The following is a 23,871-nucleotide window of genomic DNA, read 5'->3' as shown; positions in this document are numbered from 1 at the left end:
GCTGGTTGGTGGTGCTTCGTTGATGAGGGGTGGTGGTGGGTTTGCTGATGTGTGGCGGGTTTTGAGGTGTGCGGTGCCTCTTGTTCTTTGGGTGAGCCGTGGCGGTCGAGGCCCTCGTGCTCGGCCGCCACGGGGGAATTAGGGGGTGATGACCTCGGTGAGGATGTTGATGGCGTGGTCGATTTCGGTGGGGGTGATGACCAGGGGTGGGGCGATGCGGAGGGTGGTGTCGTGGGTTTCCTTGCAGAGGATGCCCCGGGCCAGCAGGGCTTCCGAGGCGGCGCGGCCGGTGGGGGCGCTGGGGGCCAGTTCGACGCCTGCCCAGAGGCCGCGGCCGCGGACTTCGGCGACGCCGTGGCCTACCAAGTCGTTGAGGCGGGTGTGCAGGTGGGCGCCGAGGGTGGTGGAGCGTTCTTGGAATTCGCCGGTGGCGAGGAGTTTGATGACGGCGCGGCCGACGGCGCAGGCGAGGGGGTTGCCGCCGAAGGTGGAGCCGTGTTCGCCGGGTTTGAGGACGCCGAGGACGTCGCCGCGGCCGACGACGGCGGAGACCGGGAGGATGCCGCCGCCGAGGGCTTTGCCGAGGGTGTAGAGGTCGGCGCGGACGTCTTCGTGGTCGAGGGCGAAGAGGGTGCCGGTGCGGGCGAGGCCGGACTGGATCTCGTCGGCGATCAGCAGGACGTTGTTCTCGTCGCAGAGGCGGCGGACCTCGCGCAGGTAACCCGCGGGTGGGACGACGACGCCTGCCTCGCCCTGCACCGGTTCGACCAGGATGGCGGCGGTGTGGTCGGTGATGGCGGCCGCGATGGCCTCGGCGTCGCCGTACTTGACGGCGGTGAAGCCGGGGGTGAACGGGCCGAAGTCGGCGCGGGCCAGGTCGTCGGTGGAGAACGACACGATCGTGGTCGTCCGACCGTGGAAGTTGGCCCCGGCGACGATGATCTGCGCGGTGTCCTGTGGCACGCCCTTGACCTGGTAGGCCCACTTGCGGGCCACCTTGAGCGCGGACTCGACGGCCTCGGCGCCGGAGTTCATCGGCAGCACCAGGTCGGTGCCGGTCAGCTCGGCGAGCTCCCGGCAGAACAGCCCGAGCTGGTCGTGGTGGAAGGCGCGGCTGGTCAGGGTGACCTTGCCGAGCTGCTCGACGGCGGCGGCGACCAGCGCGGGGTGCCGGTGCCCGAAGTTGAGCGCGGAGTACCCGGCCAGGAAGTCCAGGTAGCGCTGCCCCCGCACGTCGGTCACCCAGGCGCCCTCGGCGAAGGAGATCACGACCGGCAGCGGGTGGTAGTTGTGCGTGCTCCACCGCTCGTCCAGCTCGATGAAGTCGGCGGTGGCGGATGAGACAGTCGCGGTCATGGACCCAGGCTAAGACCAGGTGATGGCGATTTCATCCGCTGGCCATTGCTTCTGGCGAGTGGTCATTGCGCCATTAGCGAGCCAAACGGCGATCCGTTGCGTCACAATCGCGGTTGGTGGCTGAGTTCGCCGCCACGAACGTACCTGCCACTAGGCAGGCGGCGACGGTGAGTTGGCTCCCTCGATCAGGAGTTTCGGCTGGCCGGGGCCGTCGGCGGGGACTGACCAGACGTCGTTCGTGCCGTCGTCGCGCTGGAGTCCGTACCCGACGGTCGCGTTGTCGAGCCAGATGGCCTGGTCGTCGACGCTGTGCGTCTCGGCCAGCGGGGTGCTGCGCAGCGTGGACAGGTCCATCACTGACAGTCGCCAACCCTTCTTGGGGTCTGCGTCGATGGCTGACTTGTACGCGATGCGCTTACCGTCCGGAGACAGCGACGGGCACTCCACGTTCGTAGTGAGCGTGCGGACCGTCTTACGCGCGAAGTCCCCTTGGACCAGGTAGCGCTTACCGCCGGTGGACATGGTGGCGTAGAAGCGGTTGTCATCAGAGGCGAAGGTGACGCCCCAGAAGTTGATGTCAGCAGCTTTGTAGGGCCTACCGTCCACGGTAGGGGCGAACTCTTCCAGCGAGTGGACGACCGTACCGCTTTGGGTGTCAAGGATGCCGGTTTGTGTGGAGAAGCCCGTGGTGGCGTACGAGTGACCGTCGAGGAACACCGTCCACGACACCATCCGGCCGCTGCCCGACACCTTCAACCGGTTCGGGAAACCGGTCAGCGGGACCGTCTTCCGTTCGGTCAACTTGTTGTCGAGCACCACCAGCTTGGTCCCGACGAGCGCGTCCACGGGCAGCAGACAGACGACGGTGCCCGCCGAGGTGTACGCGCGGTCGCACTTCCGGTTGGTGAGGTGCCGCGGGCCGCGCGTGTCCGCCGCCGACACCGTGGACAAGACGCCGTTGGTGAGGACCTGCATGGTCGCGCCGGATTGCGTCACCTCGGACACGTTGTCCGGTAGCACTACCTCGGCGGGCGCGGACTCGGCGACGTAGAACACGGCGGCCCCACCGAGCACGACAGCGGCGCCGAGCGCGGTCAGGATCTTCGACTTGATGCTCATCATGGCTGCACGCTCCGGTTGACCCGCGCGAAGATCACCGCGGTGGTGACGATGGTGACGACGACAGCGCCCCCAGCAGCAGCGCACGCCACCGCCGACCCCCATAACTGCCACGACAGTCCGAACAAGACCGAGGACCCCAGGTACGCCACTGCCTGCCCGGTCTGCACCAACGACATCCCCGTCGCCTTCAACGACTTCGGCAACACCCGACCAGCCAGCGCCATCAGCATCCCGTCGGTGCACGCGTAGAAGAAGCCGTACAGGACAAGAACCAGGATTACGAGTGGGAGACCGTTCACAGGACCGAGCAACGCGGCATAGACGACGGCAAGCGCGCCGTAGCCGGTAAGCATCACCTTCGCGCGACCGATCTTGTCGGCCAAGACGCCGATAGGTGTAGCGAGCAGCAGGTAGACCAAGCTGGTCCCGACGGCAAGGATTGGGAACCACCCCATGGACAGTTCACCGCGCTTCTGCAGCAACAGGTAGACGAACCCGTCGCCCACCGTCACCAGTCCGAGCAGGGATGCCGCCAGCAGGAGGCCACCGACCCCCTTATGCCGCAACAGGCCGAACGCCGCGCGCGGTGACACTGCTTTCGCCGGTACGTCTTCTCGGCGGTCTTGCACGAACAGCACCAGCACCACAACACCGAACGCGGCCACTACGAAACTGGTGAAGAACACCGCGTTGAACGCCTGCGACCCTGCCCACCACAACACCGCGATCGCGGCCAACGGTCCGGCGAACGCGCCCATGGCGTCCATCGTGCGGTGCACCCCGAACGCCCGCCCCAGGTGCTGCTCGGGGCTGGACAGGGTGATCAGCGCGTCCCGTGGCCCGGTGCGCAAGCCCTTGCCCGCCCGGTCCGCCGTGATCGCCAACCCGATCGCCGTGCCCGAGGTACCCGCCGTGATCAGCCCCAGCTTCGCCACCGCCGCGAGGCCGTATCCGAGGCCGGCCACCGCTTTCCGGTGTCTGGTGCGGTCTGCGACGTAACCACCCACAAGGCGTAAGAGCGCTGTGGCACCGGTGTAGAGACCGTCGAGAGCGCCATAAGCGAGCGGGGTCATGCTCAGTCCCACAACGAGATACAGCGGTAAGACGGCCGTGACCATCTCGGACGAGATGTCGGTGATGAGACTGACCGCCCCGAGCGCGAAGACATTGCCGCTCACCCGCGCTCTGCGGCCGGACACGGCGTTCACCTCAGGTCGACTGACCGTAGACAGGTACACGCGCAAACCTCCAGAAGAGGTGCTGCCGGGCCATAGAGGCCCGGCAGCAGGACAGCCTCTACATCAATGACAGTTGCCGGTACCGCTGTCGGCGTACGTCTTGCCTGCCTCGGGGACGAACTGCCAGTCGTAGCTGTTGGCGTGCAGGGTGAACTTGAGCACGCCGTGGGTGTTGTTGTTGCGCGCCTCGCTGTTGGGCTGGATGGTGCCGAACCCGTAGAACCCCGCGCCGCCCATGCCTGCCACGAACTCGCGGAGGCCGCGGGCCGAGTCGGCGGTGCCGCTCGGGTTCATCGGCGCGAACCGCTCGTACTGGTGGTTGTGGCCGGTGACGATGACCTCGGCGTTGTAGTCGTAGAGCGCCTGCACCAGTGGGGTTGCCGTGGTGTCGGGGGCGTGGTTGGAGCCGGAGGTCCACCGCGGCTTGTGCCAGTAGGCCAGGGTGCACGGCTTGGTGCTGGCCGCGAGGTCCGCGCGCAGCCACTGCTCCTGCGGCGAGCCCGCCGACTTCGTGATCTCGCTGTCCAGCGACACGATGTGCCAGTTGCCGAGGTCGTACGAGTAGTAGCCGCGGTTGGCCGGGCCTGCCAGCGAACCGAAGTAGCCGAAGTAACCGGACGCGTTGGACGTGTTGTAGTCGTGGTTGCCCGGGGACGGCTTGGTGCGGGCCTTGTGCCTGCCCCATGTCGGGTTGTAGTAGGTGTTGAACTCGCTCGCGGTGCCGTTGTCGTAGACGTTGTCGCCGGCGGTGAAGACCGTGCCGGGGATGTTGTCGAGCAACGCGGCCGTGGCGGTGTCGCCGGAGCCTGAGTCCGAGATGTCGCCCGCGCCAACAAGCACAGGGTCCGCGGACGGCTGGTTTGTGGTGGGAGGGGTCGTGGTGGTGGTGGCGTTGGTCGTGACTACCAGTTGCGGCGCGGTCGTCGAGCCCGACTCGCGCGAGTCGTAGTCGGCGCCGTCGCTGTTGGTGGAGGTGACGGCGAGGCTGAACGTGCCGTTGCCGGTGATCGCGCTCGTCACGTCAAGCTCGTACCACGCGTTGCGGTTGACCGCGCCCAGCGACGTCAGGGTGGCGCCGTCGACGGCGGGCTGGTTCGACCAGGTGGTGCCGGTCTCGGACCAGGTGTTGTCGGACAGCACCCTGGCCGTGCCGCCCGCCGGGCTGTTCGACCCGCTGACGTCGTCGGTGTGCAGGCGCAACTTGGCGTTGGTGACGGACGCGGACAGCCCGCTGACGGTGAACCGGAGGAAGATCCGCTTCACCGGCGAGTTGTCCACGCCGAGCTGGCCGGAGGTGCCGTAGTTGGTGCCGGTTGCGCTGTTGTCCACGTAGGTGTCGGCGACGGGGGTGAAGGTCGTGGCCGCCGCGGCCGCTTCCGGTGCCGACGCGACGGCGACCAGGACGGCCGCTGTCACGCTCAACGCCCCGGCTGCCGCCACGGCGACCCGCGTCGTCCGCCTCGCTCTGCGACTGGGCATGTCGAAGCCCTTCCCTGTGCGGTTGTGTCCGTTCGGGAAACCCACCCTGCTGGCCCGTCCCGAACGATCACCACCGGCGTTCCGCACTGTTGGATGGCTTCCGGGTGAACAGTCCGGATTACCCGGCCGGGGATCATGTGCGCTGGTACCCGTACAGGAAAGCGCGCACCCCAGCCCGTACCAGAGCGTCGTGGTCGGCGTCTAGCGGCGTCCGGGTGGAGGGGTTGTCGACCGACACCAGCAGCATGAAGTGCACCGCCGCGCGCCGTGGGTCCCCGATGTCGAGCAGGCCCCGCTCCGCCAAGGCGCCCAGCCGGTCGGCGAGGGCGCGGTGCACCCGGAGTGGCCCGGTCTCCTGCCACGCGGCGACGGCGGCGGCGGGGATGTGGCCGAGATCGGCGTTGATCTGGCGCACCAGTGCGAAGTGGTCGGCGAACCGGTCGGCCGTCCCGGCGAGGGCGTGCGCGAACTCGACCAGGTCGGCCTCCAGATCGGTGACCTTGGTCAGGTGCCGGTCGATCACCGCGACCTGCTCCGCGGCGACCTGGGCGGCGCTGTGTTGGATGACCGCCTCGAACAGGGCCGCCTTGTCGGTGAAGTGGTTGTAGATGGTGCGGGTGGACACCCCGGCGGCCGCGGAGATCGCGTCCATGCCCGCCCGGGTGTAACCGTCCCTGGCGAAGGTGGCGAGGGCGCCGTCGAGGACGGCGCGGCGTTTGTCGGCCATGGGGACCTCCCGGGGGGTGCAACGATCGTTGTGCTTCTTGCCACGACCGTTGCAGCATGGTCGCACGACCCGTGTCGTCGCGCAGGCCGCCCGCAGACCCGTCGCCTAGAACACCTCTAGAAGTCAAATAAGAAGAGTTCTAGAACAAATTACTTGACCGGATCGGCCCCGGTGGCCGAGCATGGCTGCCATGACCACCTCAGCGATGGCCCCGCCGTCCGGCCGCGGGTTCTTCGGTGGCTTCGGCGGGCGCTTCGTCCCCGAGCCGCTTATGCCCGCCTGCCTGGAGCTGGAGGTCGCGTTCCGGACCGCCTGGGCCGATCCGGGGTTCCGCGCCGACCTGGCCGCGTTGCTGCGCGACTACACCGGCAGGCCGACCCCGGTCACCGAGTGCCACCGCCTTTCCGAGAACCTCGGCGTGCGCGTCCTGGTGAAACGCGAAGACCTCAACCACACCGGTTCGCACAAAATCAACAATGTGCTGGGGCAGGCGCTGCTCGCCCGTTGCATGGGCAAGCGGCGGCTGCTGGCGGAGACCGGGGCCGGGCAGCACGGTGTCGCCACGGCGACCGTCGCCGCGCTGCTCGGCCTCGACTGCGTCGTCTACATGGGGGAGGTGGACGTCGAGCGGCAGCGGCTCAACGTGTTCCGGATGGAACTGCTGGGCGCGACGGTGGTCCCGGTCAGCTCAGGTAGCCGTACCTTGAAGGATTCCGTCAACGAGGCACTACGACACTGGGTCGCCACGGTCGAAGACACCCACTACTGCATGGGTTCTGTCTTGGGCCCACATCCTTACCCGTGGATGGTGCGTGAGTTCCAACGCGTCATCGGCGACGAGGCCCGTCACCAGTGCGCGGAACTCGGCGCTGCACCGACGCATGTGGTCGCCTGCGTAGGAGGCGGGTCCAACGCCGCAGGCATCTTCGCGGGCTTCGCCGACACGGACGCCGAACTCGTCGGAGTAGAGGCGGCCGGTGGCGCTGCCGTCGGCGGCAACCTCGTCGGCGTCGTCCACGGCTCCAAGAGCATGCTGCTGCAGGACTCCTACGGGCAGGTCTTGGAAGCCGAGTCCGTCTCCGCCGGTTTGGACTATCCCGGTATCGGTCCAGAACACGCTCACCTGGCCGAAATCGGCCGCGCGACGTACCCGTCCGTGACTGACGACGAGGTCCTCGACGCTGTGCGGGTCGTCAGCCAGACCGAGGGTCTTATCCCGGCGCTGGAATCCGCCCATGCGTTCGCCTACCTCCTACGCGAGGTTGGTAGGTCTATCCCGCGCGGTTCAACCGTCCTCGTCAACCTGTCCGGTCGCGGTGACAAGGACATGGAGCAGATCAGCGACCTGCTCTCCCAACGGAAGGAAGCCCAGTGACCGTCCTGGAGGCCACCCTCAACGCCGTCCCCCACCCCATCCTGGTGCCATACATCACCGGTGGCGTAGACGAGCACTGGTTGGACTACGTGCACGAGGCGGTCGACGCGGGCGCGGACGCCGTCGAGATCGGAATCCCGTTCAGTGATCCGGTGATCGATGGTCCCGTCATCCAAGCCGCGTCCGTGCGGGCGCTCGAACGCGGTACCACTCCGGACACCATCTTCCGCGACCTCGACCGGTACCGCGGGTCCGTGCCGCTCGTCGTCATGACGTACTACAACCTCGTTCACCGGTACGGTCATGAAGCATTTGCACAGCGGCTTGCCAACAGCGGCGTTACCGGTGTCGTGCTCGCGGACTTGCCCGTCGAAGAGGCCACTGAGTGGACGCAGGCAGCCGATGCCGCCGGAGTGGTCACCGTTCTTATCGCCGCGCCCAGCACCCCCGACGACCGACTCCAGCACATTTGCGACCAGTCCCGTGGATTCGTCTATGCCATGGGAGTCATGGGTGTCACCGGCGAACGCGCCACCCTCGCCGACAGCGCGTCCGTGATCGCCAAACGGGCCAAGGCCGCCACCGGGAAACCCGTCCTCGTCGGCGTCGGTGTCTCCACCCCGGAGAACGCCGCGACGCTGGTCACCGCCGCCGACGGCGTCATCATCGGCGCCCCGGTGATGCGCCGGATCGCCGCGGGCGGCTCGGTCGCCGCGCTGATCTCCGAGTTCCGCACCGCGCTGGCACCCGCCTGATCATCCGGCGACCCGACCGCGAGTGGTCTTGTGGTCCAGAGTCGTGGTCCTGAGTGGAACCCGACCGGGGTACCGTGGGGCGCACATCCCCAGGGAGGTCGGTGTGGCGCCCAAGTACGTCGCGATCCAGGACGACCTGCTGCGCCGCATCGCCGCCGCCGAGTTCCGCGCGGGCCGCCCCCTGCCGCCGCAGCGCGAGCTCAGCGAGGCCTACGGGGTCAGCCTGATGACGCTGAGACAGGCCCTACGCGCTCTGGAGGACGAGGGCGTGGTCGAGCAGGTCGCGGGCAAGGGCACCTTCGTCCGCGCGCACCGGGTGCCCTACCCGGCCGCGGGCCTGGGCAGCATCGTCGACGACCTCGCCGTCCAGGGCATCGCGATGACCACGGTCGTGCTGCGCGCCGAGGTGGTGGCCGCGCCGACCCGGCTCGACGCCGACAGGGTGCTGGAGGTCGAGCGGGTCCGGCTGGTCGGGTCGTCGCCGGTGGTGCACCAGGTTTCCCGGATACCGGGGGAGATCGGGACGGCGCTGCTGGACGCGGACTTCCGCTCGAAGTCGCTCTACCACCTGCTGACAGAGCGATGTGGGCGCGTACCCGCTCGGGCTACCGAGAAGCTGAGCCCGATAGCGGTAACAGCGGATCTTGCCCCGTTGTTGGGAGTCGAGTTGGGGTGCTTGTGCTTGCGCAGCACGAGGATGACTTATGACCGTCAGGGCCACCCGCTGGTCGACGACGAGGCGACGCTGGTGAGCGACCGCATGGAGGTCACCATCGAACGGGAGACGGCGTCGCAGGGGTTCCGCTACCTGGTCCGGTGACCGTCCACTCCGGACAGACCGGAACCGGCCCCGGACAGCGGAAAAGGGACCGCGGGGGTTACGCGGTCCCATGTCCCCGGTTGCTTCTGTGTCAGCCGATCTTGGCGACCACCCCCTTCGCGGTGTTGATCGGGATGCTGAACCCGATGCCGACGCTGCCCGCGGAGCCGTCCGACGACGACACCGGCGAGTAGATGGCCGAGTTGATCCCGATGACCCGCCCGGCGGTGTCGAACAGCGGGCCGCCGGAGTTGCCCTGGTTGATGGACGCGTCGGTCTGGATGGCCTTGTAGGAGACCTGGCCGGTGCTGCCGCCGCGCAGGCCGCGCTGGGTCGACTGGCTCTCGGTCGGGATCGTCACGTCGCGGTCGAGCGCGCTGACGATGCCGGTGGTGACGGTGCCCTGCAGGCCCGCGGGCGAGCCGATCGCGATGACCTCGTCGCCGACCCGCAGTTGGGACGAGTCGCCGAGTTCGGCCGCGGTGAGCCCGGACACGCCCTGGGCCTGGATGACCGCCAGGTCGGCGTTGGCGTCCGTGCCCACCACCTGGGCGGACGCGGTCTTGCCGTCGGAGAAGGAGACGGTGATCTCGCGGGCGCCGTCGATGACGTGGTTGTTGGTGAGGATCTTGCCGTCGCTGGAGAGGATCACCCCCGAGCCGATGTCCTCCGCGGTCGAGGTGCGCGAGGTGATCTCCACGACGGTCGGCATCACCTTGGCGACCACGGCGCTGACATCGGTCGGCGTGGTGGCCGAGGCGGTCTCGGCGGCCGCTGTGGTGGTGCTCACGGTGGCGACCGGGGCGGCGGCGTCGCTCGTACCGAGGAACGCGCCCGCGACCCCGCCGATCGCGCCCGCACCGAGCACCGACGCGGCGACCAACGCGACCGCGCCGCGCCTGATCCGCCTGCGCGGGGGTTCGGAGTGACCCGGGTACGGCGGGTGCGTCAGCAACGGCATCGGCTGCTGGTGCTGCTGCGGGATCTGGTGCGGGTTCTGCGGGGGCTGCTGGTGGGGTTGCTGCTGGGGTCCGGGGTAGCTGTCCATGCCACTACTGTCGGCCCGGCGCATATGAGGAACCTGTGGAATGCCCAGGGGTTCGCCAAGAACGCAAACCGTGCCGCGACCGGGGTCGGCCAACTAAGTTGTCGGTGTGACCAGTGAGAACTCGTTCCTGCGCCTACAGGCGCGGACCCAGCGCTTCACCCTCGGCTCCCCCCGGGAGTTCCGGATCGCGGCGGACGGCGCACACCTGCTGTTCCTGCGCACCGACTCCGGCGAGGACCGCACGCACGTCCTGTGGCGGCAGGACCTGGCCACCGGCGCGGAAACCCGACTGGGTGACCCTGCGGTGCTGCTGGGCGGCGCCGAGGAACTGTCCGCGCCGGAGCGCGCGCGCCGGGAGCGCAGCCGCGAACAGGGCGCGGGTGTCGTCGGCATCGGCACCGACGCCGCCGCCCGGGTCGCCGCGTTCGCCCTGTCCGGACGGCTGTTCGCGGCCGACGCGGTCACCGGTGACGCCCGCGGGCTGCCCGCGGCCACCCCGGTCGTCGACCCGCGGCCGAACCCGACGGGCACGCACGTCGCCTACGTCACGGACAACACGCTGCGTGTCATCGGCATCGACGGATCGGGTGACCGGGCGCTGGCCACCCCGGCGGGCGACGACGAAGCGTGGGGCCTGGCCGAGTTCATCGCCGCCGAGGAGATGGGCCGCACCCGCGGTTACTGGTGGTCCCCGGACGGCACCCGGCTGCTGGTCGCGCACACCGACCGCAGTGAGGTCCAGCGCTGGTACATCGCCGACCCGGCGAACCCGGGCGCCGAACCCGCCGTCGTGGCCTACCCGGCCGCGGGCACCCCGAACGTCAAGGTGCGGCTGGCCGTTGTCGCGCTCGACGGCACCAGCGTTGACGTCGACTGGGACGGCACCGACCTGCCGTACCTGGTCACCGCGCACTGGTCCGGTGGGGGGCGGCCGCTGATCGCGGTCCAGTCCCGCGACCAGCGCACCGTGCAGATCCGCGCTGTCGACCCGGACACCGGCGCCACCGAGGTCCTGCACACCGAGACCGACGACACGTGGGTGGAGATCACCCCCGGCGTGCCCGCGTGGACCCCGGACGGCAGGCTGGTCCGGATCACCGCCCGCGACGGCGCGAACCGCCTGGTCGTCGGCGACACCGAGGTCAGCGGCGACCTGCAGGTCCGCGCCGTGCTCGACGTCCGCGACGACGACGTGCTCTACACGGCCTCCGCCGACGACCCCACCCAGGTCCACGTGTACGCCGGTGACCACCAACTGTCCACAGTGGACGGCGTGCACTCGGCCACCCGCTCCGGCGACGTCGTCGTGCTCACCTCGTGGTCGCTCGACTGGTCCGGGCCCCGGGTCCAGGTCCTCCGCGGGGGCACGGCTGTCGGTGAGGTCACCACCCGAACGGTCGACCCCGGCGTGGTCCCGAACGTGCGACTGCTGACCGTCGGTGAGCGAAACCTGCGCGTCGCCCTCCTGTACCCCACCGACCACCAGCCCGGCACCATGCTCCCCGTGCTGCTCGACCCGTACGGCGGCCCGCACGCCCAGCGCGTCCTGTCGACCCGCAACGCCTACCTCGGTCCCCAGTGGCTCGCCGACCAGGGTTTCGCGGTACTGGTCGCCGACGGCCGCGGCACCCCCGGCCGCGGCCCGGCCTGGGAACGCGAGATCGCCTTCGACTTCGCAGGCGTCACCCTCACCGACCAGATCGACGCCCTCCACGCCGTCGCCGCCACCGCCCCCGACCTGGACCTCACCCACGTCGCCATTCGCGGCTGGTCCTACGGCGGCTACCTGTCGGCGCTCGCGGTCCTGCGCGCCCCCGAGGTCTTCCACGCCGCCATCGCGGGTGCCCCCGTCACCGACTGGCGCCTCTACGACACCCACTACACCGAGCGCTACCTGGGCCACCCCACCACCAACCCCGACGTCTACACCCGCAACTCCCTCATCGACGACGCCCCCAAACTCGACCGCCCCCTCCTGATCATCCACGGCCTGGCCGACGACAACGTGGTCGTCGCCCACGCGATCAGACTGTCCAGCGCCCTCGTCGCCGCAGGCCGCCCCCACGCGTTGCTGCCGCTCCCCGGCGTCACCCACATGACCCCCCAAGAAGACGACGTCGCGGAGAACTTCCTCCTCCTCCAGATCCGCTGGCTCAAGTCCGCCCTGGGCATCGAGTAGCTGCCAGTCCTCCCGGGGTCGGCCTCTCAAGGCCGACCCCGGGCCATCCCCGTCCTCCGCGTCCTGATGACCTGGTACGGCGTGCGCCCCGGTGACCTCGACGGCAGCAGACCTGCGAAGTTCCACCCGTGGCCCACCGATGTCGGGGAGTCTTATCCCGCATCGAACGGGAGATCCGCCGTCTCGACCACGAGCCCGTGTCGGATGAGATCTGCTGGTTCAGCGTGGATGAGCGGCCATCGAGGCGTCACGACGTCGTCGGCTCTTGTCCACAAGTCGAACGGGAGATTCGCGCACGCCCTCTGCCGGATGAGATCTGCTGGTTCAGCGGCCATCGAGGCGTCACGACCTCATCCCCTCTTGTCCACAGGCGGTTCAGCCATCCACAGCTCCACCCACCCCCCTCTTGACAGCTCGCTGTTCGCGCTACCTTCAGGAATGGGCCCCCGGCCCCCGGGTGGGTGGGCCCCGGCCTAGCGCACCGGCCGCGCGACCGTCAAGGGCTCTTTGTCCGGCGACGACCTCCTTTTGCGGAACCGATCACAACCACCCCGCAGCCGGCAGCTTGCTGGGAATGCGGCATCTCCGCCCACCCCGGTGTGTCGACCCCCGAGTGAAGTGACGCCGCGCGGGTAGCCTCGCGGGCGGGATTCCGGCTGGTTGGGAGGGTTGTCGTGGTTGGTGGGCCGCGGTGGGGGCTTTCGGTACCGCTCGCGGGGGTTCCGTTGCCCGCGCACCGAGACCTGGTCCGGTCGCTCCCGGATCTCGGTTACACCGATCTCTGGTCGGCCGAGACCGCGGGCGCCGACGCGTTCACCCCGCTCGCGCTCGCCGCCGAGTGGGCGCCGCGGTTGCGCCTCGGCACGTCGATCGTCCCCGTGTTCACCCGCGGCCCCGCCGTCATCGCGATGAGTGCGGCGGCCATCGCCGAGCTCGCGCCGGGCCGGTTCACCCTGGGGATCGGTTCGTCGTCGCCAACCATTGTCGAGGGGTGGAACGGGGGCGTGTTCCACAAGCCCTATCAGCGTGTTCGGGACACGCTCGCCTTCCTCAGGGCCGCTTTCACCGGTGCGAAGGTCAGCGCCGACTACGACACCTTCTCCATCTCCCGGTTCAGGTTGGAGCGCCCGCCCGCGACCCCGCCGCGGGTGATGGTGGGCGCACTCAAGCAGGGCATGTTGAAGTTGGCGGCGAACCATGCCGACGGGGCTATCACCAACTGGTTAGCCCCCAGTGACGTCGCGACCGTTAGGTCTGCTGTCAACGATGACACTGAACTCGTTGCGAGGATCTTCGTCTGTCCGACGGCTGACAAGGACGCGGCAAGAGCGCTCGGCAGGCTCCTCATCAGCAGTTACCTGACCGTCCCCGTGTACGCCGCGTTCCACGAGTGGCTTGGTCGGGGGGAGCTGCTCAAGCCGATGCAGGACGCGTGGGCGAGTGGTGATCGGGCAGCCGCGAACGCCGCGATCCCGGACAGCTTGATCGATGAGCTGATCGTGCACGGGCACCCGGACGCGTGTCGGGAGCGGGTGGCCTCCTATGTGGACGCGGGGGTGGCGGTGCCGGTGATGTCGGTGCTGCCGACCGGTGGTGATCCCGTCGAGGTGGTGCGTGCCCTGGCGCCTGGGCGCTGAGCCAAGCAAGATCCGAAGGTATCGCTCGATCGTGGGAGGTGAACGCCGGCTATCTTGGTAAGGATAGGCAATCCTAAGAGAGGGCGTGCATGGTGCAGGCGAACGGGCTCGACCGGGTGCCCAGGACGACGGTCCCGGCCGCCGCGCTGGCAGGGGCGGAGACCGTGGGTGACCTGGTCGCGGTCGCGTTGACCGCGCTCGGCGCCGGTGTCCGCGAACGCCCCGGGCCGCTGCCCGCCGGTGGCCCCAAGGCGGTGCAGAGCATGATCGCCGGCCTGGACCCGTTGCCGCTGGACGGGATCGGCGCGGAGGCCGCGGTCGCCGAGCTGTCCACGATCCTGGCCGCCGGGTCCGCCGATCCGGTCGACCCGTGGTGCGCCGCCCACCTGCACTGCCCGCCGCTGGCCGTCGCCGCCGCCGCAGACCTGGTGGCGAGCGTGCTGAACCCGTCGTTGGACTCGTGGGACCAGGCCCCTGCTGCCAGCGCTGTCGAGCGCGCGGTCACCGACAAGGTCGCCCGTCTCTGTTACCCGCACGCGAGCAGGCCCGACGCCCTGGTCACAAGCGGCGGCACTGAGTCCAACCTCACGGCTCTCCTCTTGGCCCGTGAAGTCCTCGGCCCCGACGTAGTACCGGTGTGCGGTGCCAACGCCCACCACAGCGTCGCCCGCGCCGCCTGGCTGCTGGGCCTACCGCGCCCGGTACTGGTTCCCACCACCACGGACCGCATAGACCCTGCGGCCCTGCAAATCATTCTCGCCGGACTGGATCGTCCCGCCGTCGTCACCGCTACCGCAGGCACCACCAACACCGGCTCCATCGACCCCCTCGACGCCATCGCCGACATCACCCAAGCCGCGGGGGCCTGGTTGCACGTCGACGCCGCCTACGGTGGGGCCCTGCTGTTCAGCGACAACCGCCGCGCCCGGCTCGATGGCATGGACCGGGCCGACTCGATCGCCCTTGACCTGCACAAACTCGGTTGGCAACCGATCGCGTCCGGTCTGCTCGCCTGCCGCGACACCGAACTCACCGACCGCCTCGCCACCAGCGCCGACTACCTCAACGCCGACGATGACACCGAGGCAGGCATCCCCGACCTGCTTGGCCGGTCGCTGCGCACCTCCCGCCGGGCAGACGCCTTCAAGATCGCCGTGACCGCCCGCGCGCTCGGTACCACCGGCCTCGGTGAACTGGTCGACCGCTGCTGCGACACCGCCGCCCAAGTCGCGCGCGCCGTCGCCGACCATCCCGCGTTCCACCTATGGGGCGCGCCGTCGTTGTCCACTGTCTTGTTCCGGCCGCGCGTCGCAGACGCCACGGCAGACGGTGACGCGCTTGTCGCGGAGGTCCGAAGAGGACTGCTGGATGAGGGGATAGCCGTACTCGGCCGCGCCACCGTGCCCGACCATGACGGTCGGCGGAGGCTGTGGCTCAAGCTCACCTTGTTGCATCCGCACGTGACGCCCGCGCACTACCTGCCGCTCTTGGAACTCATCGCCACGAAGGCGGCGCAGTGGTGCTAGATCTCGTTGGGGTCGGAATCGGGCCCGCGAACCTGTCCCTGGCCGCCTTGGCGTCCCAGGTCGACGGGCTACGCGCGCGTTTCCTCGACCGCACCCCCGAGTTCCACTGGCACCCCGGCTTGCTCATCGACGGTACGACGCTGCAGGTTCCGTTCCTGGCAGACCTCGTCTCTCTCGTTGACCCCACGCACCCGCTGTCATTCTTGTCCTACCTACGCGACCACGACCGCCTTTTCCCGTTCTACTTCGCCGAGCGCTTCCACATCCCGCGCGCTGAGTTCGACGACTACTGCCGCTGGGCTGTCAAACGTTTGCCCTCGTGCACTTTCGGCCAAGAGGTCACGCAGATCCGGTGGTCGTCGACCCAAGAGGCGTTCGAGGTCATCACCCCCACAGAGACCCTCTTGGCACGCAACGTCGTCCTTGGTGTCGGCACTGAACCGGTCATCCCCGAGGCGTTAAGAGGTTTCGCGCGCCATTCGGCGCAATACCTCGAAGTCCGTGACTGCCTCTTACGCGAAGACGACGTCACCGTCGTCGGTTCAGGTCAGTCCGGCGCCGAGATCTTCCTCGACCTCTTACGCAGACGCGGCGGTGGGCTGAGATGGCTCACCCGCACCCCCGCCTTTGCCCCGATGGAGTACTCGAAGCTCGGGTTGGAGCAGTTCACACCCGACTACACCCGCTTCTTCCACACTCTTCCCGAACCCACGCGTGACGCCCTTGTTCCCGCGCAGTGGCAGCTCTACAAGGCGATCAGCGCAGACACGATTGCCGACATCCACGACGAGTTGTACAAGCGCACCGTCGGCGGCGGTTGGCCCGACGTCACGTTGGCACCGGGCATAGAGGTCGTCAACGCCACCCGCGACAGCGACGCGATAGAGCTAACCGTGCGCCACCGCCACCAGGACATCACCGGCACAGTGAGAACCAACGCCGTCGTCTGCGCCACCGGCTACCACGAGCGCGACCTGACCGGCATCCTCGGCGAGCTCATCGGCCTTCGAGACGACTCCGGCCGGTACACCGTCGATGCCGACTTCCGGATAGGGCTGACGCCTGAGGTAACCGGGTCGGTGTTCGTGCAGAACGCGGAGCGCCACACACACGGTGTCGGCGCACCAGATCTTGGTCTGACCGCTTGGCGGTCGGCGACGATCCTCAACGCCGTGTGCGGGCAGGTCTACCGGCTGCCCGAGCGCACCGCGTTCACGACCTTCGGTTTGGTGCGGGAGAAGAGGAGGGCGACGTGACGGCTGCTGTGCGGGACGCGGCTGCGTGGCGGGGCGCTGGTGCGCTGGTGACGCACAAGATGCTGGGGGAACTCAGCTACGAGGGCCTGCTGCGCCCGGAGCCGGACGGCCCGGGGTGCTGGCGGCTGGCTCTTGTCGGCGGCACGGTCTACCGGTTCGAGGCGCGGCGGGGCGCGTTCGAGTCGTGGGCAGTGCGGCCCGGTACGGCTACCCGTGACGGTAAGCCCGTCGAGGACCCACGCACGCTGGTGGTCGACGCTCGCACCGAATTGGGCCTAACCGGGCTCCGGTTGGCCGATGTGCTCGCTGAGCTGACCGCCACCGTCACCAACGAGGCCGCCCGCCTCACCGACGCGCCTACGGCCGTCGAGTTGGCCGACATGGACTACGACGAGGCCGACGGTCACCTCACCGGCCACCCGAGGCTGGTTCTTAACAAGGGCCGGGTCGGTTTCTCCATGCACGACCGCGCCAAGTACGCCCCTGAGTCCGGCGCTGGGTTCGCCCTGCCGTGGATCGCCGTGCTCCGCGCCCACGCCACGTTCCGTTGCGTGTCAACGCTTACCGAGGAAAAGCTCCTTATGGGCGAGCTGGGCGCGAACAAGCTGGCGTCCTTCCGCGCGAAGCTCTCCGACCCGCGCGACTACGTCTTCATGCCGGTGCACCCGTGGCAGCTCGACGAGATCGTCGGCACCCTCTACGCGCGTGAACTGGCCACCGGCGAAATCGTGCACGTGGGTGAGAGCACCGACCGCTACCGTCCACACCAGACGATCCGCACATTGGCCAACGCGTCCCACCCGAGCAGGTTGGACGTCAAGACCGCGGTGTCCGTGCGCAACACCCTGGTCTACCGGGGTCTTGCGTCGGCGGCGACGCTGGCCGCCCCCGAGGTCACCACGTGGCTGCGCACCGTCCACGAGACCGACGAGCTGCTGCGCGACCGGTACCGCTTCGACCTGCTCGGTGAGATAGCCAGCGTGTCCGTGCGGCACCCCCTGTTCGGTGTGATCGAGGAGCTGCCGTACCGGTTCCACGAGACCCTGGGCGCACTGTGGCGGGAACCGATCCGCACCCGGTTGGCCGACGGCGAGCGCGCGATCTCCTTCGCCGCACTGCCCTACCGAGGCCCGGACGGCGGTTCGGTTGTCGCGCACCTTGTCACCGGCTCCGGTATGCCCGTCGAGGACTGGTTGGCGCGGCTGCTCGACATCACTCTTACCCCGTTGCTGCACTGGCTGCTCGAACATGGTGTCGGCTTCTGCCCGCACGGCCAGAACCTGATCCTGGTCACCAGCCGCGAGGGCAGACCCAAGCACGTCGCCATCAAGGACTTCGCGCAGGGCGTTGACCTGCTCGACGAGCCGATGTCCGGCTATGACCGCCTTGGCCCGTCCGCACGCGCCGACATGCTGCGCTGGCCCGCGCACCTGTTGGCCCAATCCCTGTTCAGCTCCGTGTTCGCGGGCCAGTTGCGGTTCCTCGCCGAGATCCTGGACGAAGAACTCGGGCTGCCCCGGCCGCGGCTGTGGGCGCTGGTCCGCGACACCGTCACGGCCTACCGCGACACCCACCCGGAGACGGCGACCCGGTTCGACGCGTGCCGATTGTTCGCGCCGGACGTGGAGCGGGTGTGTCTGAACCGGGAGCACCTGGCCGGGCAAGGGTTCGACAAGATCGAGCGGGACGACGAGTTCGACGTGCGGTTCGGCCGCGCCATCAACCCGCTGGCCGGGCCCGATCCCGAGGGGGCGTGGTGAGCGTCGACCACCGCCGCCCGGTCGGCTCCCGGACCCTGGCCGAACGCGCGCAGGCCGCCTCCGCGCTGTCCGGGGTGCTGCGCGTCGCCGTGGCCTCGGGTGCCGTGCGGCGGGTTGTCTGCCTGGTGCCGGACCCGCACGCCCGGTTCGCGGCCGTCGAGTTGTCGGCCGAGTTCTTCGTGGACACGGTGCTGGGCAACGGGTACGGCATGTGCGCGTACGTGTTCGGTTGGAACCCGGAGCGGGAGGCGGTGAACGCGCCCGCCGTCGACCAGTTCCTCGGCGGCTACGGCGACCTGCGGATTCGGCCCGACCTGGCGACCCTGGTGCCGGATGGCCCGGACGCGTGGCTGGTTGTGTGCGATGTCGAGTGGCCGGACGGTAGGCCGGTCCCGGAGGCGCCGCGCACGACGCTGCGGGACCAGTTGGTGGCCGCGGAGAAGCTGGGCCTGGTGCCGTCGGTCGGCGTCGAGCACGAGGTCACCTTCACCTCGGCGGACGGCACCCCGCTGACCGGTGGTGGCCTGGACTACGCGGTGGGCGGTTTGTCACCGTTGCGGCCGGTGCTGGCCGAGGTGCGATCGGCCCTGGATTCCTTGGGGTTGGGCGTCGAGTCGGCTCGGGGGGAGTGTCATCCGGGTCAGTACGAGATCGTGCAGCGCCACCGGGACGCTCTTGCTTCTTGTGACGACGCGATGGTGCACCAGATGGTGATTCGCCGGGTCGCTGCTGCTGCGGGAGTGCGCGCGGGCTATCTCGCGGCAGAGTCAACGGCGACCGGTGGGTCTTGTCACGTGCACTTGTCCCTGTCGGACCCTTCTGGTGTCTCGCTTGCCGCAGGTGCTCGGCCCCATCAGATGTCCACGCTGTTCGGGCACTTCTTGGCGGGTGTGTTGAGGGCAGCGCCGGACCTCACGGCGTTCTGGGCGCCCACCTGGAACTCTTACGTGCGGTTGCGCACCTCACCGTTCTCGCCGCGAACTCTGCGGTGGGCGGTGGATGACCGTACCGCCGCAGTGAGGCTCGCCGGGCACGGTCAGTCGCTGCGCATAGAGGTCCGGTTCGCCGGTGCGGATGCCCAGGTGCATACCGTCGTCGCGGCGTTGATGGCGGCAGGGCTCTCGGGTGTTGAGGACCGCTTGGACCCACCTGCGGAGAACAAGCTCGTCGGCGACCTCGCCCGTACACCCTGGGAGGCGCAGCAGCGGTTGGCGTCATCGAAGCTCGCGGTGTCACTGCTCGGACAGGCCGTCGTCGACCACCGGCTCGCGATGCTGGGGGAGGAGTTGGACGCCGGTATGGACGCTGTCAGCGGTTGGCACCGCGCACGGGGAGACTTGCGCGCCTAACCACGGTCGCGGAACACGACCCAGCGCATGCACACGTACATGTAAACGGCCTCGCAGAGCCCTGCCACGATCCGGGAGACGTGGTAGTCCACGCCCAGCGCGGCGAGCCCGCTGCCGACACCGAGGATCCACACCAGGTAGTTCACCACCACCACGAGCACGTACCGGCCGACCTGCGGCCCCACATCCGCGTGTGAGCGGAAGTTGAACGCCCGGTTCAACACGAAGCTCAAACCGAACGCGCAGATGTAGGCGATGGTGATGCTTACCGGCAACGGCCACTTAAAGCCGCTGCGCATGATGGTCAGCAGCGTTAGGTCAACCGAGAACGTGAACCCGTTGATGACCGCGAACCCGAGCAGGCTTGGCGGCACGATCCTGGACAGCCCGAACGGCAGCCGCCGCACGATCGCCGCCATCGCGGCCGCGAACCGCTCACCCCGCTCGGCCCGCCTGGCCTCCCGCACCGTCATACCGCCATCCTGGCGACACCGGATGACGGTTCGCCATCGGGGAGGCGAACAGCCGACGCGGTGACCCGATCGAGGCCAGAAACAATCAAGCATGACTGCTTGAAACTCCGCCAGGCCCGTGCCACGGTGGGAGGGTGATCGATCTGTCCGCGCTGCTCACCGACCTCGAAGCGGAGGGCGCCGAACTGGACGCCCTGGTCACCGCCCTGCCGCCGGACGAGTGGCGGCGTCCGACCCCGGCCCCGGGGTGGACCGTCGCGCACCAGATCGCCCACCTCGCCTGGACCGATGAACAGGCGCTGCTCGCCGCGACCCATCCGGACAGGTTCACCGCCGCCGTGGCCGCCATCACCGATCCAGGTGGATTCGTGGACCGAGGGGCTGACGAGGGTGCGCGACTCGCCCCGGACGCCCTCCTGAGCCGCTGGCGGACCCTGCGGACGTCGTTGGCGGACGCGCTGGCGTGGGCCGACGGCAAGCTGCCCTGGTACGGCCCGCCGATGAACCCGGCATCGATGGCGACCGCGCGGATCATGGAGACCTGGGCGCACGCGGGCGATGTCGCGGACGCGCTCGGCGTAGTGCGTGTGCCCACTGCTCGGTTGCGGCATGTCGCCCATCTGGGGGTAAGGACAAGAGATTTCGCATACCTGATAAGGGAACTACCGGTCCCGGCCCGCGAGTTCCGCATCGAGTTGCGGGCGCCCGGCGGCGAGCTGTGGACATGGGGACCGGTCGACGCGGGGCAGCGGGTGACCGGGGACGCGCTGGACTTCTGCCGCCTGGTCACCCAACGCGTGCACCGGGACGACACGGCCCTCATCGCCGTCGGCGCGGAAGCGGCCGACTGGTTGAGGATCGCGCAGGCGTTCGCCGGTCCGCCCGGGGTGGGGCGCGCCAGGTCATGATCCGCATCGGCAACGCGTCGGGGTTCTACGGTGACCGGTTCGAGGCCGTCCACGAGATGCTGACCGGCGGCGACCTTGACGTCCTCACCGGCGACTACCTGGCCGAGTTGACCATGCTGATCCTGGGCCGACAACGGCTGGCGGACCCGGCGGCGGGTTACGCGAAAACCTTCCTGCGGCAACTGGACCAGTCGCTGGACGCGGCCCGGGGCGTCAAGATCGTCACCAACGCGGGCGGCCTGAACCCGGCCGGTCTCGCCGACAAGATTCGCGACTTGGCGTCTTCGCGGGGAATTGACCTCAAGGTCGCCTGTGTTTCCGGCGACGACCTGCTCGGCCGCGGTTTCGACGGCGCGCTCACGGCGAACGCCTACCTCGGCGCGTGGGGGATCGCGGCTTGTCTTCGCGCCGGGGCCGATATTGTCGTCACGGGTCGGGTGACCGACGCGTCTTTGGCCGTCGGCCCGGCCGCCGCGCATTTCGGTTGGCGGCCAACGGATTTCGACCAGCTCGCGAGCGCGACTGTCGCCGGGCACGTCATCGAGTGCGGCACGCAGGCCACCGGCGGCAACTTCTCGTTCTTCGGCGAGATCGACGCTCAACGACCGGGATTTCCGATAGCCGAGGTCTATGAGGACGGTTCGTCGGTCATCACCAAGCACGACGGGACCGGTGGCGCGGTAACCCGGGAAACCGTTACAGCGCAACTGTTGTATGAGATCCAAGGCGCGGATTACCTCGGTCCGGACGTCACCACCCAGTTCGACACGATCGCTCTTACCGACGATGGCCCGAATCGGGTGCGGATCAGCGGAGTTCGGGGCGGACCGCCGCCGGAGACCATCAAAGTCTGCGTCAACACCCTCGCCGGTTTCCGCAACAGCGCCACCTTTGTCCTCTGTGGACTCGATATCGAACGCAAAGCCGATCTGGTAAAACGGCAACTGGGCTTCGACGGGATTACCTGGACACTCGCTCGAACCGAACACGAAGACGCCGATACGGAGGAAACCGCCAGCGCGCTCCTGCACGCCACCGTCAAGACGTCCGATCCGGCCGTCGCCAAAGCCTTTTCCCGCGCGACAGTCGAGTTGGCCCTCGCCAGCTATCCCGGGTTCACCCTGACTGCCCCGCCGTCCGACGGAACTCCCGTTGGCGTCTACCGCCCGGAATACGTCGACCCGTCGGTCGTCGAGCACGTCGCCGTTCTTCCGGATGGCACCCGCGAACCGATCCCGTGGACGGCGGGCGCCCCGGTCGCACCCCGGGTGATCTCCGTCGAATCGGCGAAATTCGGTGCCACGAAACGACTTCCGCTCGGCTCGGTAATCGGTGCCCGATCCGGCGACAAGGGCGGCGACGCCAACCTCGGCGTCTGGGTCCGCGACCCGGCCGCCTACCCGTGGCTCATCGGCGAACTCACCGTCGACCGGCTCCGCGACCTGCTCCCCGAGACCGCCGACCTGCCGGTCGAACGACACCCGCTGCCCAACCTGCGCGCCGTGAACTTCGTGGTCCACGGCCTGCTCGGCGCCGGAGTGGCCGCCGCGACCCGATTCGACCCACAGGCCAAGGCCCTCGGCGAATGGCTACGCGCCCGGCACGCGGACATTCCGGAGGTGTTCCTGTGAACCCGTTCGACACTCCCGAACGCCGCGAACTACGTGCCACCGTCCGCCGATTCATGGCCGCCGAAGTCCTCCCCCATCTGGACGACTGGGAATCCGCCGGTGAATTACCCCTTTCCCTGCACCGAAAAGCGGCCCGACTCGGTCTCCTCGGTGCCGCCTTTCCGGTTGAGGCAGGCGGCGAGGGTGGCAACCTCATCGACGCCATGGTCATCGTCGAGGAAATGCACTACGCCGGTGCTTCCGGCGGCCTCATCGCGGGCTTGTTCACCTGCGGAATCGCCGTGCCGCACCTGGTCGCCGCCTGCCAACTCGACCGCTGGGTGCGCCCCACCCTGGCCGGGGAGATGATCGGCGCCCTGGCCATCACCGAACCCGAGGGCGGTTCGGACGTCGCCGGTATTCGGACTACCGCCCGCCGCGAAGGTGACTGTTACCTTGTCAACGGCACCAAGACTTTCATCACTTCCGGCGCCCGCGCCGACTTCGTCACCACTGCTGTCCGAACCGGTGACCCGGGCGCCCACGGCATATCTCTTCTGGTCATCGAAAAGGGCACGCCCGGATTCAGTGTCGGCCGCCGCTTCGACAAGATGGGCTGGCGGTGCTCGGACACCGCCGAACTGTCCTTTGTCGACTGTCGGGTTCCCGTGCGAAACCTGGTCGGCGCCGAGAACACCGGCTTCGCCCACATCGCCCAGAACTTCGTCGCCGAACGCCTCACCCTGGCCGTCCAGGCCTACGCGGCCGCCCAACGCGCCCTCGACCTGACCCTGGACTGGTGCCGAACCCGGTCCACCTTCGGCCGCCCACTCATCTCCCGTCAATCCGTGCAGGTCACCCTCACCGAAATGACCCGCCGCATCGACGTCGCCCGCGCCTACACCCGCGAAACCGCCACCCGCCACGTAGCGGGCGAGGACGTCATCGCCCAAGTCTGCTTCGCCAAGAACACCGCCGTAGAAGCAGGCGAATGGGTCGTCCGCGAAGCCGTCCAACTCCACGGCGGCACAGGCTACATGCGCGAGTCCGAAGTAGAACGCCACTACCGCGACATGCGCCTCCTGGCCATCGGCGGCGGCACAACAGAGATCATGACCCTCCTCGCCGCCAAACGCCTCGGCTACGCCTGACGAGCTGCCGGGTGCGCGACTTGGCCGACCGCAGGTGGCTGCCCCTTGGCGCACTGCTCCGCCAGACGGCGGATCGACACGAGTTATCCACATGCGGCGCGG

At 68.8% G+C, this 23,871-nt stretch carries 19 protein-coding genes; 12 read left to right on the top strand and 7 right to left on the bottom strand.

The window, feature by feature from the left end; translation table 11 throughout:
- Positions 1 to 138: 138 nt before the first annotated feature.
- The 5 genes from rocD to H504_RS0107095 all read right to left on the bottom strand — a co-directional run bounded on the left by rocD (position 139) and on the right by H504_RS0107095 (position 5,922).
- The gene (gene rocD, locus H504_RS0107115; protein WP_026422214.1) at positions 139 to 1,356 is read right to left on the bottom strand and encodes an ornithine--oxo-acid transaminase; all 1,218 of its coding nucleotides are present in this window, start codon (positions 1,354 to 1,356) and stop codon (positions 139 to 141) included.
- Positions 1,357 to 1,506: 150 nt separating this feature from the next.
- Positions 1,507 to 2,478 (bottom strand): TolB-like translocation protein, encoded by a 972-nt coding sequence (locus H504_RS0107110; protein WP_157440258.1) that lies wholly within the window; start codon positions 2,476 to 2,478, stop codon positions 1,507 to 1,509.
- Entirely contained in the window at positions 2,475 to 3,716 is a 1,242-nt protein-coding gene (locus H504_RS0107105; protein WP_026422212.1) for an MFS transporter, read from the bottom strand. The genes H504_RS0107110 and H504_RS0107105 overlap by 4 nt, the downstream gene beginning before the upstream one ends.
- A gap of 63 nt (positions 3,717 to 3,779) precedes the next feature.
- On the bottom strand, positions 3,780 to 5,195 hold the full coding sequence (locus H504_RS0107100; protein ID WP_026422211.1) for a CBM96 family carbohydrate-binding protein: 1,416 nt from the start codon (positions 5,193 to 5,195) through the stop codon (positions 3,780 to 3,782).
- A 133-nt stretch (positions 5,196 to 5,328) separates the two neighbouring features.
- Complete coding sequence (locus H504_RS0107095; RefSeq protein WP_035303537.1) at positions 5,329 to 5,922, bottom strand: TetR/AcrR family transcriptional regulator; 594 nt, start codon at positions 5,920 to 5,922, stop codon at positions 5,329 to 5,331.
- A 190-nt stretch (positions 5,923 to 6,112) separates the two neighbouring features.
- Here H504_RS0107095 and trpB point away from each other — a divergent pair, with 190 nt between their 5' ends.
- The 3 genes from trpB (at position 6,113) to H504_RS0107080 (ending at position 8,872) form a co-directional block, all read left to right on the top strand.
- Positions 6,113 to 7,297, top strand: a complete 1,185-nt coding sequence (gene trpB / locus H504_RS0107090; RefSeq protein WP_084467447.1) for a tryptophan synthase subunit beta — start codon at positions 6,113 to 6,115, stop codon at positions 7,295 to 7,297.
- Complete coding sequence (trpA, locus tag H504_RS0107085; RefSeq protein WP_245614100.1) at positions 7,294 to 8,052, top strand: tryptophan synthase subunit alpha; 759 nt, start codon at positions 7,294 to 7,296, stop codon at positions 8,050 to 8,052. Before trpB ends, trpA begins: the two co-directional genes overlap by 4 nt.
- 103 nt (positions 8,053 to 8,155) lie before the next feature.
- A complete protein-coding gene (locus H504_RS0107080; RefSeq protein ID WP_026422207.1) occupies positions 8,156 to 8,872 on the top strand; it encodes a GntR family transcriptional regulator in 717 nt (238 codons plus the stop codon).
- Between the two features lie 91 nt (positions 8,873 to 8,963).
- On the opposite strand, the gene H504_RS0107075 is transcribed toward H504_RS0107080, so the two are convergent.
- On the bottom strand, positions 8,964 to 9,920 hold the full coding sequence (locus tag H504_RS0107075; RefSeq protein WP_026422206.1) for a S1C family serine protease: 957 nt from the start codon (positions 9,918 to 9,920) through the stop codon (positions 8,964 to 8,966).
- Between the two features lie 106 nt (positions 9,921 to 10,026).
- Between H504_RS0107075 and H504_RS0107070 the strand changes: the two genes are divergently transcribed.
- From H504_RS0107070 to H504_RS0107045, 6 genes are all read left to right on the top strand, one after another.
- Positions 10,027 to 12,099 carry a S9 family peptidase gene (locus tag H504_RS0107070; RefSeq protein WP_026422205.1) on the top strand — a complete coding sequence of 691 codons (2,073 nt, stop codon included), beginning with the start codon at positions 10,027 to 10,029 and terminating at the stop codon, positions 12,097 to 12,099.
- Between the two features lie 725 nt (positions 12,100 to 12,824).
- The gene (locus H504_RS0107065; RefSeq protein WP_342668758.1) at positions 12,825 to 13,736 is read left to right on the top strand and encodes an LLM class F420-dependent oxidoreductase; all 912 of its coding nucleotides are present in this window, start codon (positions 12,825 to 12,827) and stop codon (positions 13,734 to 13,736) included.
- Positions 13,737 to 13,825: 89 nt separating this feature from the next.
- The gene (locus H504_RS0107060; RefSeq protein WP_084467445.1) at positions 13,826 to 15,262 is read left to right on the top strand and encodes a pyridoxal phosphate-dependent decarboxylase family protein; all 1,437 of its coding nucleotides are present in this window, start codon (positions 13,826 to 13,828) and stop codon (positions 15,260 to 15,262) included.
- Positions 15,253 to 16,518, top strand: coding sequence for a lysine N(6)-hydroxylase/L-ornithine N(5)-oxygenase family protein (locus H504_RS0107055; RefSeq protein ID WP_026422202.1), 1,266 nt, complete (start codon positions 15,253 to 15,255; stop codon positions 16,516 to 16,518). Before H504_RS0107060 ends, H504_RS0107055 begins: the two co-directional genes overlap by 10 nt.
- A gap of 59 nt (positions 16,519 to 16,577) precedes the next feature.
- Positions 16,578 to 18,278, top strand: a complete 1,701-nt coding sequence (locus tag H504_RS0107050) for an IucA/IucC family protein (protein ID WP_051385603.1) — start codon at positions 16,578 to 16,580, stop codon at positions 18,276 to 18,278.
- Positions 18,275 to 19,627: a type I glutamate--ammonia ligase gene (locus H504_RS0107045; RefSeq protein ID WP_035303545.1), complete on the top strand. Its 1,353-nt coding sequence runs from the start codon at positions 18,275 to 18,277 to the stop codon at positions 19,625 to 19,627. Before H504_RS0107050 ends, H504_RS0107045 begins: the two co-directional genes overlap by 4 nt.
- Here H504_RS0107045 and H504_RS0107040 read toward each other — a convergent pair.
- The gene (locus tag H504_RS0107040) at positions 19,624 to 20,100 is read right to left on the bottom strand and encodes a GtrA family protein (protein WP_026422199.1); all 477 of its coding nucleotides are present in this window, start codon (positions 20,098 to 20,100) and stop codon (positions 19,624 to 19,626) included. The two genes, H504_RS0107045 and H504_RS0107040, sit on opposite strands and share 4 nt — an antisense overlap.
- A gap of 134 nt (positions 20,101 to 20,234) precedes the next feature.
- Here H504_RS0107040 and H504_RS0107035 point away from each other — a divergent pair, with 134 nt between their 5' ends.
- Genes H504_RS0107035 through H504_RS0107025 form a run of 3 tightly spaced genes read left to right on the top strand, consistent with a single transcriptional unit; the run spans position 20,235 to position 23,769 of the window.
- A complete protein-coding gene (locus tag H504_RS0107035; RefSeq protein WP_026422198.1) occupies positions 20,235 to 21,008 on the top strand; it encodes a TIGR03084 family metal-binding protein in 774 nt (257 codons plus the stop codon).
- A complete protein-coding gene (locus H504_RS0107030) occupies positions 21,005 to 22,639 on the top strand; it encodes an acyclic terpene utilization AtuA family protein (protein WP_026422197.1) in 1,635 nt (544 codons plus the stop codon). Before H504_RS0107035 ends, H504_RS0107030 begins: the two co-directional genes overlap by 4 nt.
- Positions 22,594 to 23,769 (top strand): acyl-CoA dehydrogenase family protein, encoded by a 1,176-nt coding sequence (locus H504_RS0107025; protein ID WP_051385582.1) that lies wholly within the window; start codon positions 22,594 to 22,596, stop codon positions 23,767 to 23,769. The genes H504_RS0107030 and H504_RS0107025 overlap by 46 nt, the downstream gene beginning before the upstream one ends.
- Positions 23,770 to 23,871 lie beyond the last annotated feature (102 nt).

It is taken from the genome of Actinokineospora inagensis DSM 44258, assembly GCF_000482865.1.
Classification (GTDB): Bacteria; Actinomycetota; Actinomycetes; order Mycobacteriales; family Pseudonocardiaceae; genus Actinokineospora; species Actinokineospora inagensis.
Note: the sequence above shows the minus strand (reverse complement) of the source record. Positions and strands in the feature narration are given on the sequence as shown.

Coding starts and splice junctions, on each gene's coding strand:
- H504_RS0107110 (WP_157440258.1), bottom strand. CDS start 2,478: ATGATGAGCATCAAGTCGAAGATCCTGACCGCGCTCGGCGCCGCTGTC.
- rocD (WP_026422214.1), bottom strand. CDS start 1,356: ATGACCGCGACTGTCTCATCCGCCACCGCCGACTTCATCGAGCTGGAC.
- H504_RS0107030 (WP_026422197.1), top strand. CDS start 21,005: ATGATCCGCATCGGCAACGCGTCGGGGTTCTACGGTGACCGGTTCGAG.
- H504_RS0107040 (WP_026422199.1), bottom strand. CDS start 20,100: ATGACGGTGCGGGAGGCCAGGCGGGCCGAGCGGGGTGAGCGGTTCGCG.
- trpB (WP_084467447.1), top strand. CDS start 6,113: ATGACCACCTCAGCGATGGCCCCGCCGTCCGGCCGCGGGTTCTTCGGT.
- H504_RS0107025 (WP_051385582.1), top strand. CDS start 22,594: ATGGCTACGCGCCCGGCACGCGGACATTCCGGAGGTGTTCCTGTGAAC.
- H504_RS0107060 (WP_084467445.1), top strand. CDS start 13,826: ATGGTGCAGGCGAACGGGCTCGACCGGGTGCCCAGGACGACGGTCCCG.
- H504_RS0107100 (WP_026422211.1), bottom strand. CDS start 5,195: ATGCCCAGTCGCAGAGCGAGGCGGACGACGCGGGTCGCCGTGGCGGCA.
- H504_RS0107075 (WP_026422206.1), bottom strand. CDS start 9,920: ATGGACAGCTACCCCGGACCCCAGCAGCAACCCCACCAGCAGCCCCCG.
- H504_RS0107050 (WP_051385603.1), top strand. CDS start 16,578: ATGCTGGGGGAACTCAGCTACGAGGGCCTGCTGCGCCCGGAGCCGGAC.
- H504_RS0107095 (WP_035303537.1), bottom strand. CDS start 5,922: ATGGCCGACAAACGCCGCGCCGTCCTCGACGGCGCCCTCGCCACCTTC.